Source organism: Clostridium sp. DFI.5.61 (genome assembly GCF_024462915.1).
Taxonomy (GTDB): domain Bacteria; phylum Bacillota; class Clostridia; order Oscillospirales; family Oscillospiraceae; genus Lawsonibacter; species Lawsonibacter asaccharolyticus.
Genome location: NZ_JANGBZ010000004.1, coordinates 135714 through 148280, shown reverse-complemented (window position 1 = coordinate 148280; position 12567 = coordinate 135714). Strand labels below are relative to the sequence as shown.

Here is a 12567-nt window from a genome sequence, read left to right as displayed (position 1 = left end):
GGAGCACGGCATTTATACGATGGGGGACATCGCGCGCTGCTCTCTCGGCGGCCCGAGTGACCTGCACAATGAGGACCTGCTCTATAAGTTGTTCGGGATCAATGCGGAGCTGCTGATCGATCACGCTTGGGGGTGGGAGCCCTGCACGATATCAGACATCAAAGCCTATCGGCCGGAATCCAACAGCATTGGATCAGGTCAGGTCCTCCAATGCCCATACAGTGCTGAGAAAGCCCGCATTGTGATACGTGAGATGGCGGATACGCTGGCCCTGGAGCTGGTGGAAAGGGACTTGCAACAGATCAGCTGACCCTGACCGCGGGATATGATATTGAGAACATCCGAGATCCGGTACGCCTCAGTCGGTATCGGGGCAAGATCAAGAGGGACCGATACGGCAGATTTGTGCCGAAGCACAGCCATGGAAAAAATATCGAGAAATACACTTCATCCACACGAAAGATTCAGAATGCCGCCGATCCGCTTTTTCACAGGATTGTGGACACGGGACTACTGTTCCGCCGACTCAATATCACGGCCAACCATGTGATGTCGGAGCGGAAAGTGCCAGAAGTAGATGCCAGTGAGCAGATGGACCTGTTTTCTCCCTTTACCGCCTTGACTGGTTACGATGCGGTCCTGCAGGAGGCGGGGCGGTTAACCACGCTGCAAAAAGAGCTGGATGAAGGTGTCCAGGAGGAACTGGACAAGCAGCTCCGTGTGCTGGCCGGATTGCTGGATCAGCATCCAGCGGTGACGGTGACCTGGTTTCGGCCAGACGGAAAAAAAGAGGGCGGAAATTACTTGATTGCCACCGGGGCGGTCCGCAAAATTGACGCTTATAGAGAGGTCATGATTCTGGAAGGTGGAGAGCAGATTCCCTTCCGTGATCTGTTGTCGTTGTCGGGAGAGTGTCTTCCAGATAATGAATGAGAGATGGTGGGAGAAGCGAAACAATCTCGGATGGAGAAACCAAAAGAGCCGATGCAGATGAACTGCACCAGTATGTCCTAAGTGTGGGAAGAAACTTTGACCATTGGGTCTTACAGAAAAAACGGCTGCCCGGGATTCCGGCCAGCCGTTTGTGTTTTCAAGGGGACCAGGGCATTATTACTTAGTTACTCCGCCTGATTTTTGATGTCTTTAAATTTTTCTAAAAGATTTTTGAGCCGACCGGGCAAGGGAAGACCAATCTTGCAGACATTTTCAAAAATGCTGATGCCTTCATTTGACAGATAAAAAAGCGTTGTTACAGATCGAAGAACATCCGTGGATTCTACAAGATACTGATCCGCCACATGTGCGACTGAGATCATCAAGAAAATTGCCACTTTTTTCGCAATTCCTTTCGCACCAATATTGCTGGACAGCTTTTTGGTTTGAATTGCAACACAGACACCTGTAATATAATCTAAAATAACGAAGATTACCAAAGCGTATAAGAGCCCGTCCAGTTCCCCCAGGAAAAATGAAATGATTTTCCCGAGAGAGTTTAAAATAATGTTTAACATACAAAAGATCCTTTCATTTATTTGCTTGCCCATATTTTTTTCTGGCAAACTATAAGGAGATACCTCCGAGTAAAATGTAAATCCTGATTTTTAACAAAACCGTTGCATTTTGGTGTGGTGTATCGTATTACTATATAGAAAACTATTTGGCCTGTCTGATATTTTTGAAAGGAGCCGTCTATGAAACAAAAACTTGGATTTCTGTGTGCTGTGCTGCTCTTGTCCTGCCTCTTGGCAGCCCCCTCCTTTGCGGAGGATGCGGAAGAGGAGGTCCCTGTGGGGACCCGGCTGGGCAGCGTCTATACCACCGACATCGTTACCTATATAGACGGGGCCCCCATTGCCTCCTACAACATCGGCGGGACCACCGTTGTCTCGGTGAGCGATCTGGCCGGATACGGCTTTCAGGTGGAGTGGGACCCGGAGACCCGGTGGGTAACGGTCACGTCGGCCCAGCGGCCGGAGCGCATGCCGGAGCCTGACATCACCCGGGAGGTCCCCGGAACGGTCCGGGGCAGCTACTATGCCACTGACATCAGGGTGCTCTTCAATGGCAATGAGCTGGAGCATGTCTATAACATTGGCGGGTGGATGATGATCCCTCTGTCCGAGGTGGGGAAGGTCGAAATGCATGGATTCATCTTGGGTAATCCCAACTTTCTAATCGGATATTCTCGCTCCCTCTGCCGCACAGAGTGGGACGGGGAGACCAGGACGGTCCGTTTCTCCAGCCTGCATCCCGGCGATCCCCTGGAGGTGAACGGGCTCTCCTGCACAGTCAAGACGATCCTCCCTGCCTTCGGGACATGGTCTGCCGGAATTGTCCAATATCAACTCCCCTCCCAGGTCCCGGGGGAAGACCCGGTGGCCCACTGGGACGCATCGGCGTGCTCCTGCGATTTCGGGGAACTCACCTCTATGAGTGCGGTCCAGGACATAGTTCTGGACTATCGGCTTTCTGTGGAAGCGGGAGGGCTCGTCTTGCGGGAACCTGCTTTGGATGTGTATTTCCTCAGTCAAATCGTGCAGGGGGGGGGACGGGTATTTCAGCGAGAAGGGGACCACCTGACCCTGAGAAAGCACATCATGCCGCAGAAGGATATGTATCCCGGCTGTGCGCTGGCCTATCTCTCTGTCCCTCTGCGCCTGGTGCGGAATGGACAGGTATTCCAGACGGAACTGGGCGGAGTGCCCCTGTTTGACTTGGAGAGGCCGGACCTCTGCCTGAATGTGAGTGAGCTGCTGGAGATGATCCAATGATCTCGAAGGGGTCTGTTGCAAGATGCAATTTTTAGACCCACGCAGAAAATTGATGCATAAAAAAGTTGCTGAGAACCGCCTGAATGACGGTTCTCAGCAACTTTTTCTTTGGACCAATTTTTCGAAATTCCATTTTGCAACAGGCACTTTTTACTTGAGTTTACAATTCAGATTTTCAATTCTCTTTCTGTATGTGTAGCCCGGTAGCCGGAGGATTCACGGGTGGACACCGTAATCCTTCGTTAAGTCCAAGGTGCTGCTAGGCCACAAATAACATACAGAAAGGAATTTTAAAAATGGCAACTGTAAGCGCAAAAATGCTATCTCCGTCAGGGAGCAATCTTTCTACCTCTAAAACGATTGACACTGAGAAACGGACACGCCTTACTGTTACGAGAAATAGCAACCCCTGGATTTATTCCAATTATCCAGAAGCCATCGGAAAAAATGGGAAGGGCCTTGCTCTGGCTGAAAATGGATATTTTTTAAACCAACAGACTATCTCTGGCACGGCGGAAGTCTTTTACTCCCACACAAATTACACTGGAAAGAGACTTTATGTGGGCATACAGGCGTATAATAGCTCTTCTAAGTCCGTTACCGTGACATGCCAAAATTATGGTGACAGCAGTGGATGGTACAAATCAATTAATGCGGTCAAAAACTTTTTCTCTTCGAAAAAGACCTCCGTTACCATTGCTTCAGGCAAGGCGGCATGGATCGCGACTTCTCAGGCGATACCCGCAGATTCTTCGACCCCGTTTACCGGGATGTGTCGGTTTGAAACCAGCGGAAGTGTCGTAGTAACCGTATATGCATACCAATCTACTAGCGCTGTGGATGGTAATGCAGTGGCGTTCCCCTATGGCTTGTCGTACAGTGCCGATAAATCCATCAATCATACCTATCCCGCCGTTTATAGTGGGAAAGGAACAGGCTATTATCTGACATTTACTCATGGGACAAAATATGTATCTGATTTGCTGTCTCGGCCGTATATCTATACCTCTAATGCTCAGGGTGGATATGGAAACAGCAATGAGATGATTCCTATCAAGATGATTCAGGGTGGGTTAACGGCTGACCCCAATTCCTCCAATGACGATTTAAACAATCTGGGGAACTGGTGTGCGCACAACTATAATACGATCACATTCAAAAATAATACCAGTAAGACATATACCATCCACGGGTATGTAGGATCTGCTGGTACTTGTCAGGTAATGAATCTTGGCGGGAATGTACAGGCAGCTAATTTACTTGATGGCTTAAAGACCTGGCGGTGGTGTGAGATTACACTTGCGCCAAATGACACTTGTTCCTTTGACTGGCAGCACATTGTTGCCTCCTATGGCGTTGGTGCCTCTAGTCATGAGTGGAGTGTGGATTAAGCATACTAAAATTAGAGAGCAGTCATTCCGAAGGGTGATCACATATGTGGTCACCCTTTTTATAGGTCATTATCCCCTCACGTTTTATTATATTCTGCAAAGCACCTGGAAAAAGGTTTACTTTCTTTCTGTTCAAATGGTCTTTTATATTTGTAACCGGATTATTCGGGACAACGTGTTTGGACACCGCGTTGTCTCGTTACGTCCAATTTAGTGATCCGGCTCACAAATTTTGTAAGGAGGAACTAATATGGCATCCATTGATACTCTCATTAGTGTTGCGGAAGAATGTGTGGGCATGAATCTGAAAGAATGTGTCAAGCATTTTGACACGAGCGATCCCGGTGTAGATTGGTGTGCATGGTTTGTGCGCCAGTGTGGAGCCAAGGCTGATATGAATTTTGGTAGCTCCAATACTGCCTCTAAACTTTGGGGCCTCAACGGAAACTTTGCGTTTGTTGGGAGCAACTTCCCAAAGGAGGGGGATTTGGCTTTTATTGATCCGAAAGGAAATGATAATATCACACACATTGGGATCATCTCCGAAATCACGGATGATCAGATTATTACTGTTGAAGGGAATATGAGCGGAGATACTATCTACGACAGTATTGTCAAGAATGGAAAGTATGATTTGAAAGGATACAGCAGTGCCTTTGGCCACATCGTCTGGTACGGAAGCAACAGCTGACGCAGTCGGAGGATGTTGTGGTAAGGACCAATACCTAGACAACACAAACTTTTTCGCAGTGTTCACTATATAGACAGTCTGTAGACGGATAAATTCTTAGTAAACAACTGCAAAATGAGGGCGGCACCTCTCTATTCAGAGATGCCGCCCTTTATTTTCCTAGTTTTTCGTATAACAAGACTGGCGGCTTGAGGATAAGTCAGTTGTTTTGTTGACCCCATAAAATAAAGGCATACGGAAGGAGTATGAGTCTGAAAAGAACGAATAAGAGATCTGGCCCGCGCGGCAAGTGATATGCTTATAAAAATAGGGGCTGGTAATGAAACTCTGATCCATTACCAGTCCCGTGCCTTTTTGCTTTTTAAAGATATGTGTTCATAAATATGGAGTGTCAGTTCAGAAGAAGGTGAATGTGCTCAGAGATCTTGGACCATAAACAGCGTTATAGAAATGAGCTCCGAAGGCTCCGTCGCTGATTTCGTAAAACAGCACGGGCAGAGTCATTTCTGTGTCTCGATAGATCGCTGCTGTTTGGTCCTCAACACGAATCGCAATGATTTGATACTTCCCGTTGATTCCCAGGGCACAGTCCTGTCCATCGGAAACCATTCGGTAAACCGATGGATATTTCATAGATTTTATGGTACTGCCAGTAAAATCCCGTTCTTCTAAATACTCGATAGAGTTGATATCTGTACGTCTCAGAGAACACAAAAAGGTGGATTCTAGCAGGCAATAGTCAAAAATCTGTTCGCCTTCAGCACTGGGAAGGAAGCTGCAATCGGACTGCGTATCACCGAGCAGAAGACCTCTGACCCCATCCAGTTCAAGAAATATCATAAACTGGTTGCCGTTGGTTTTCAAATTTCCCAGGAATCCAAGGCCATCATCTGTAAAAGCGTATTCAAAGTTGGATCTCAATTTTCCACCAGGCAAAATTGTGCTGATTCCCAGTGTGCCGTTCTCCAAATTGGTATAGCTGTACACGATTTTGCCCGAGTCCATCGTAAGCAGAGAAGGAATGTTAAAATCAACTGCATAGCATTTCCCATGATCAATCAGCGCGTCAGGAGCTTCCGATTGATTTGAATGATAATAGATAGAATAATCAGATTCGATGGAATCAGATATTGTGATAGTGGAGTATGAATAGCCATCATCAAAAAGAGCCCCGCTTGTACAGTAGACCGCAGATGGGAGTAGGATTTCTGAAACAAGAGTCATATTCGGATATTCCAGGAGAACTAATTTCTCGCTCATGTATGTAAATCCGACCTCGCGGGTGAGCTCAATTTCAAAAGCGTCATAATTTACACTGAGAAATATGTAGTCCTCGTTCATGTCCAGTATCTCGACCCTCTGGTCCTCTGATACATCTAAGCTCTCATACAGGCCCAGTGCAGACGCATGAGTCAGAGGTTCGTTCTGATTTGTCAGGAATCCCTCCTGGTCCGGCTGCGTGCTCCCCGCGGAACCTGAGCTTTCAGTCGGAGCAGAGGTGCTGGCGGAGCTGTTAGGGGCTTGGCTGTTGGTCCCGCATCCACTCATTATCAACAAGAGCGCAAGGAGTATAAAGAATATGGACTTTTTAATCATAACGTCACCTCTCTAAATGCCAAAGACCTTTCAATGACAAATAGGTATAATTCTCAAATAAAAGCTATTCCAATATTTTTACAGATTTATGTGAGGGGTTAACCAGACTTATCTGGCAGAGGGAGTAGCAACAGGAGAAATTCCTGTTGCTACTCCCAAAAGCAATTTACACTGTGCTGGCATCCAGACGGTTGTAATAGCCGTTGCTCGATTCGACTGCGGTCTCCATTTCTTCGAGGGTATAGGTGTACGTGCCGGAATAAGTGGGATGAGGATCGCAAATTGTGATGGTCTTAAAATCGGTCGATGTGTTGAAGTAATAACCCTTCACAGCAATAAAGTGCCCGCTGCCAGATGTGTAGTTGGGCATTTCTTTCACGTTGAGTGTAAGCGGAAAATCATTTCTGAGGCTCGACCGAACACTAGTTTCCAGGGCAGCGGTGGAAATTGTGACACGCTGGAAACGCCGTGTATCCGAAGTTTTAGAGAGCAGGCTGTTTAACGTATTGCAGATCTGTGCACCGCTAGTTCCGCTGGTCGTGGTCCCAAGCAGGGAAGCCATCTCTTTCTGGGTATAGGTGCCCAGGCCCAGGGTCTTTGCAACCATACAAGCAGTCGCTGGTCCACAGTAATACCCATTTTCCTGGGTGATCACGCTCATAGAAAGATAGTTATTATAGATCGCCCTGGTGAGGTTATCGCGGGCAAGTTGCTGTTCAATCAGCGCGTTACATTCACTGATATGCTCCAGTTCCTCTTGGGTGAGAGGCGGTTCAGTAACTGTATTGCCAATCATACTGATGTTCGTTGCGGATACAGTTCCAAACAAAAAGGTGGCGACCAAAAGTGTGCATAAAACGGGAATGATGCGAGATCTTTTTTTCATGGAAATTTTGCCCCTTTCTAATTTGCGCCGTCAAAGTCTGTGCCTGTTGCCTGTCATTGATTCAGCTTCTTGCTTTAGATACGCTTAGACTTATTGGGATAGATGAGAATGCATGGGTGCCTATTCGGGGCATGGAAAGTACTACGTCATGGGAATCACCCCCAAAAGTATAACAAGTTATTCTTTGGTTTTCCTCTGTCTTATAAGACGGAATTTAATTGAAAAATGCAACGTGATTTTGCGGTGTAACAGCAAAAAATGAAAAAATAGTTAACTATGTTGCACCTAATAAAAATTGACGTTTATCTATAAAGAAGGCTTCCGAAAGATTTTCGGAAGCCTTCTTAAAAATGTTGGGAGGGCAGAATTATAACCATTTCAAGTCTGCGATGTTGCAAATTTTAAAAAAAGCGTCTTTTAGTATGGGAAGGATAAAGCAGCACCATAAAAGATTTTTAAACTGAGGTTTACTTTCTAAGCGGCATTCTCTCTTTCATTTCCAGATTCGTTCTGGGAGTGGGGGATATGCTGATTGAAAGCATTACACTAGCGCAGAGAGATAATGAGGATGACTAACCACGAGCGGCTGACGGAGCAGTATGAAGACGCTCTGTTTGCCCTGTTGATGGATTCAGTGGCCGAGGAGGAGGGCAAGCAGGCACTGGAGCTGAATGAGCGGCTGAAGGCAGATCCGGCGGCGGAGGTGCCGGAGTCCGTGCGGCGGCGCTGTGAGGCGACCATTCGCCGGGAATTTAACCGAAAAAAGGCAAAGAAACTTGGAAAAATGACATGGAAGGTCGTGCGGCGGCTCTCCGTTGCCGTTATGCTGATGGTGGTGCTGCTGACGACCGCGATGGCGGCGTCGGAAGAGTTTCGGCTGAGTGTGCTCAACGCCGTGATCAACACCTATGACCGGTACACCGAGCTCACATTCAGAGGAGAGAGTGGAAACACCCCAGTGGCTCCCTCTGTTGAGGATGAGGAACTGAACGACGATTGTACCTATTATTATGGACTTGGGTTCGAGTGGATTCCAGAAGGGTATGAAATTGGCGATGATGGTTTGTCTAAAGATAATGGCACACGCAGAATTTCGTTCTATGACGACATGGGCCATGTTATTGATGTGGATGTGATCAAGTATTCTAGTGGCGGTATCTACCAGTTTGATTCAGAAGATTCCCAGAAAATAGATGTATCTATTCAAGGGTATTCAGCAGAACTTTATATAAAAGACCCTTCATTTGGATATAGAAGGCTTTTGGTTTGGATAGATCAGGAAAACGATTATGTAATACAGATTACCGCTTCGGGGCCCGCAGATAACGCACCTACTTCAGAAGATATCTTGTTGCTAGCAGAGGGTCTTCACTGGTAAAAGAAAAAGTAGGTTGCATTTTTCCAGATTCTGTGTCTTATATTATGAGCTCAGCTCAGAAATATATTATAGAAAGGAAAGCAAACCAATGAAACATCAACGAAAAATAAAAGCAATCTGTTCCGCTATATTAGCGGTTTGTGTGCTGATTAGTTTATCTATCAGCATCTCAGCTCGATATAGCCACATAGCACTTCTGTATGCAGAGTTGTCAATTAATGAAAATGGCTATGCATCCTGTGGCGCTGAATGTGCTCTAAACGCCAATTCTACAGCCAAAGCGGTGTTGGAGCTTCAGCAGAAAAAGGGCTCCACATGGGAAACAATCAAGGAGTGGAGTGCCAGTGGAAGAAAAATTAGCTTCGATAAGGCCCAGTTCGTTGCCAGCGGCTATGACTACCGGCTAAAAATTTCCGCAGATATCTATGATTCCAATGGAAATTTTGTGGAGGACGGCACTTCCTATTCCACGATTGAAAGGTTCTAAACACGAGAGAGACGGGCCTGGATGCACATACTGGCATCCAGGTCCGTTTTGCTGTTGGGGATCGCCCGCAAGTTCCCGCTCTGGGACAAAGACAATTTTTGAGGGGGCCGCAGCACAATCCGCGGTCAAAAAACAGAAAAATATCGTGGATATGTTGCACTTGGGAAAACTGACCGTCTATAATAATAGAAAGGCTCAATCATTTTCCGTTAAAGGGGTGGGCGGTTGTGAAAAGAATGAAGCAGAAGGGCGGAATATCGGCTGGGACATGGAGGGAATACCTGATACTGGCTGCTGTCATGTTGCCGCTGACATTTTGTGTATCATGCGGCCAGACGGAGTTGCCCCCTGTGAACGACGAGGATAGCAGCGACATCAGCATCGCCCATATCATCGAAGAGGAGCCGGAGGAGAACAGCAGCGAGGTGACAGGGATCGCACTCCCGGTGGAGTCAAGTGCTCTTTTGTACGTGAACCAGCGGCTTGGGTTCACCATCGAGTTCCCGGTGGAATGGGCCGGCCTGATCCAGCTGGAGGAGGAGTACGATCTGCCGCACCAAAATGGAGGGAACTGCATCACGATCTATCACCGGGAGACGCTGGAGAAGGAGGGCCACGGGGCCCTGTTTTACATCGACTGCTATCCCGGTGTGTGGGCGGAGGACGACCGGCCAGTGATGGCCGGGGCGAGCCGGCGGGCACTCCAGACAGAGGACTTCGCGGTCTTTGTCCGTGCCCCCAGCGGGGTAGAGTTCAGTGAGAGCGATGAGGCGCTGGCGGCCCGCTACCAAGCACTGTCCAGTCAAATGGAGTACCTGGCCACCCATATCAAGGAGATCGAATAAGGGGGTGAAGTGCCTGAAAAATGGGTGGGTCTAGAAATGCAGGATAAAGCACGGGTCCAGAACTTAGGTTCTGGGCCCGTGCTTATATCGAAACATTATAGCAGTCATAATCGGTGGTGCTTCAGACTTCCGAGGTACCATTTCTGATAGTGAAAGGGAATATATGAATTAATCAATATTGTACTGTTGCATTTGGATTTAATTCTGCGTTATATATAATAAAAACACATAGAGAGAGGGTGTCTGTATTCATGCTCTGCAAAAGAAAAAAATATTTCCTCATCCGGCGATGCTTCTACCTGGCGCTCTGCATCACATTCGTGATTCTCAATTTTTTCCCCGCGAAATTTGATTCTTTTGCCGCAAACCAGGCGATCACTACTTTTTACGACTCCTATTGTTTGATTGCGCCAAACGGCGACCTCATCACCTGGGGCTGGAATACGAATGGTCTGGTGGGGAATGGAGCCTTGCCTGTCTACCCCTATTGGGCGCGTAAAACACTTTTATCCCATGTAAGCGAGGTATATTCCAATCGAAGGCACTGTTCCCTGGCCCTTGACGATTCTCACACCTTGTGGGGATGGGGCGGATATTTCAGTCTCCTTTTACAAGAGAGACGTGTTCCCTTTGATCGTCCAGTCAGAATTATGGATGGCGTTGAAAACGCCGCTGTCGGCTCCTCTCATATTTCGGTCGTAAAAACCGACGGAACACTCTGGGTATGGGGAGATAACAGCGGAGGCCAGATGGGGGTAGGAAATTGTAGGATCGAGGACAGCGCTTCGTATCCACAGAAATTGATGAAAAATGTACGTGCAACATTTTCCTGGTTTGATACGACATTTGCCATCGATAATAATTATGATCTCTATGTTTGGGGAAACGAGGCTTCGGTCGCCCCCAGCGATGGAGCACTCTATCGCCCCGACTGCATCGCATCACAGATTCAGGACGTTTCCTATGTGGGAGGACTGAAATATCTGCTTCTGACCACCCGTGGGGAGGTCCTTGTACTCGATGCTTTTAAGGCCGCGCAGGAACAGACATACCAAAATGCGATATTGCCGGATGTCTTGGCACAAGATGTCACACAATTTTGTTATCAGGGGTTCTTGACTTCGGATGGGGACCGGTGGATATGTGAGGTCGAGGGCGAAACGATAAAAGTGACATGTGCCGATGACCGAGAAGCCGTACCTTTAGACAGCAATCTCTGGGTCACTCGGTCGGGGCACCTAAGATTCCAGGGGATATGCAGCACTTTTCCCCTTGAAGATGTGTCTCTGAATACCATCGTTCCGATCCTTCGAAATCTATTTTTTATTGCAATATTTTTTGAAATTTGGATGAAAATATTTGTAGGGCGGGGCTAAATTTGCCCCGCCCCATGTGCTGTATTAAGCCTGCCCCACAGAAATCATCTGAGGAATCTTATGCTGAATCGTTGTATGAGCATAAAAATCAGTGCCATACAGTTCAGTAGAAGCGCCACCATCCAGAAGAATGGCTCTTATATAAGAGTTAGATGCGCCGTCCTTCAAACCGAAATAGTCCATAATGATTTGGCGGAAAGAGATCAAATCTGTAGAAGCAACTGGAACCGCAAACAGATATACGTCTTTAGTGTTCGTATTTACTACCATGCCAGATCTGGGAGCGGTCCCCTTGGAATAATCCTCGGTGGTCATCGGTTGATTTCTAAAAAGAGAGAGCCAGTTAGAATTACCCAGGAAAAGGCCCATGCCGCCCTGAGCCCAAGACCCAGATGTCTTCGGCACACGGCTGTCACTGGAGTCCTTAACCCCCTCCGCATAATATACAGACCCATTCTTATAGTAAATCAGACAATCGCCAACCCGATTTTTCTGACCGTATTTATACTGCGACAGGGCACCCAGAGGCTTTCCATCCTGATATGCAATATTGAGAATACAGGAATAAATATCGCTGCCTTCCTTGATTTCTTCATACCAACTTGCGTTCATTCCATAGTATCCAGAGTTTTTGATGGTCTTGCCCTTGGGGTAAGAAGAGCTGGTGAGATTCACAAGCTCAATGTTCGATGCCTTGGTCTTGACGATATATACATCTCGACCGGTGTTGTCATCCATATATCGAATACACGTATGAGACATAAAATTTCTCCTTTCAAATGTTTGATCTAGTGGGCCCCTAGACAACAATAAAGGAGAACATTTTTTCAAAAATGTAAATTCTTCCTTTAACCAGTATGCGGTGGCGTTCAATGATGAATTCATTGATGTATCTGTCGGCAGTACGGAAAAGGCGGATATCAGCTACAAGGGACGAGACAACAACAGCAAGCTGATCGTAACCTAATGGGCCTAGAGAAGAAATAAAAAGTCACTGACATGGGGGCGCATGACTGAATTATGCGCCCCCATACTTTTGAAGAAGAAAATAATTTATTGTTGCATTGGCTTAATCCTGGGGAGCGGAGAGCAGATCCCCGTTCATAATTTGCTGTCGTTGTCGGGGAGTGCTTTTGATGCTGAATG

General features: G+C 47.1%; 11 protein-coding genes and 1 pseudogene. 8 read left to right on the top strand and 4 right to left on the bottom strand.

The annotated features are described in order from the left end of the window. Window positions 1–618 (top strand): annotated as a pseudogene (locus NE584_RS03945) (DNA methylase); the annotation flags it as partial. 500 nt (window positions 619–1118) lie between these two features. Here the strand turns inward: NE584_RS03945 and NE584_RS03940 are convergent. Beyond that, complete coding sequence (locus NE584_RS03940; protein WP_108981535.1) at window positions 1119–1511, bottom strand: holin family protein; 393 nt, start codon at window positions 1509–1511, stop codon at window positions 1119–1121. Window positions 1512–1691: 180 nt separating this feature from the next. On the opposite strand from NE584_RS03940, the gene NE584_RS03935 reads away from it, so the two are divergent. The 3 genes from NE584_RS03935 to NE584_RS03925 all read left to right on the top strand — a co-directional run bounded on the left by NE584_RS03935 (window position 1692) and on the right by NE584_RS03925 (window position 4853). Next, window positions 1692–2771, top strand: coding sequence for a hypothetical protein (locus tag NE584_RS03935; protein WP_108980130.1), 1080 nt, complete (start codon window positions 1692–1694; stop codon window positions 2769–2771). 296 nt (window positions 2772–3067) lie between these two features. Further along, window positions 3068–4162, top strand: coding sequence for a hypothetical protein (locus NE584_RS03930; RefSeq protein WP_133248278.1), 1095 nt, complete (start codon window positions 3068–3070; stop codon window positions 4160–4162). Between the two features lie 250 nt (window positions 4163–4412). Beyond that, window positions 4413–4853, top strand: a complete 441-nt coding sequence (locus NE584_RS03925; protein WP_108980129.1) for a CHAP domain-containing protein — start codon at window positions 4413–4415, stop codon at window positions 4851–4853. Between the two features lie 396 nt (window positions 4854–5249). Here the strand turns inward: NE584_RS03925 and NE584_RS03920 are convergent, their stop codons facing one another. Together NE584_RS03920 and NE584_RS03915 are read right to left on the bottom strand one after the other, a co-directional pair. Further along, window positions 5250–6449, bottom strand: a complete 1200-nt coding sequence (locus NE584_RS03920) for a hypothetical protein (RefSeq protein WP_108980128.1) — start codon at window positions 6447–6449, stop codon at window positions 5250–5252. Window positions 6450–6615: 166 nt separating this feature from the next. Further along, window positions 6616–7335: a C39 family peptidase gene (locus NE584_RS03915; protein ID WP_108980127.1), complete on the bottom strand. Its 720-nt coding sequence runs from the start codon at window positions 7333–7335 to the stop codon at window positions 6616–6618. Between the two features lie 568 nt (window positions 7336–7903). Between NE584_RS03915 and NE584_RS03910 the strand changes: the two genes are divergently transcribed. The 4 genes from NE584_RS03910 (at window position 7904) to NE584_RS03895 (ending at window position 11421) form a co-directional block, all read left to right on the top strand. Then, the gene (locus tag NE584_RS03910) at window positions 7904–8713 is read left to right on the top strand and encodes a DUF4367 domain-containing protein (protein WP_256181859.1); all 810 of its coding nucleotides are present in this window, start codon (window positions 7904–7906) and stop codon (window positions 8711–8713) included. Window positions 8714–8801: 88 nt separating this feature from the next. Continuing rightward, window positions 8802–9200: a hypothetical protein gene (locus NE584_RS03905; protein WP_256181858.1), complete on the top strand. Its 399-nt coding sequence runs from the start codon at window positions 8802–8804 to the stop codon at window positions 9198–9200. A gap of 350 nt (window positions 9201–9550) precedes the next feature. Continuing rightward, entirely contained in the window at window positions 9551–10045 is a 495-nt protein-coding gene (locus NE584_RS03900) for a hypothetical protein (RefSeq protein WP_108980119.1), read from the top strand. 251 nt (window positions 10046–10296) lie between these two features. Continuing rightward, a complete protein-coding gene (locus NE584_RS03895; protein WP_256181857.1) occupies window positions 10297–11421 on the top strand; it encodes a hypothetical protein in 1125 nt (374 codons plus the stop codon). A gap of 24 nt (window positions 11422–11445) precedes the next feature. On the opposite strand, the gene NE584_RS03890 is transcribed toward NE584_RS03895, so the two are convergent. After that, complete coding sequence (locus NE584_RS03890) at window positions 11446–12159, bottom strand: hypothetical protein (protein WP_256181856.1); 714 nt, start codon at window positions 12157–12159, stop codon at window positions 11446–11448. Window positions 12160–12567: the final 408 nt, after the last annotated feature.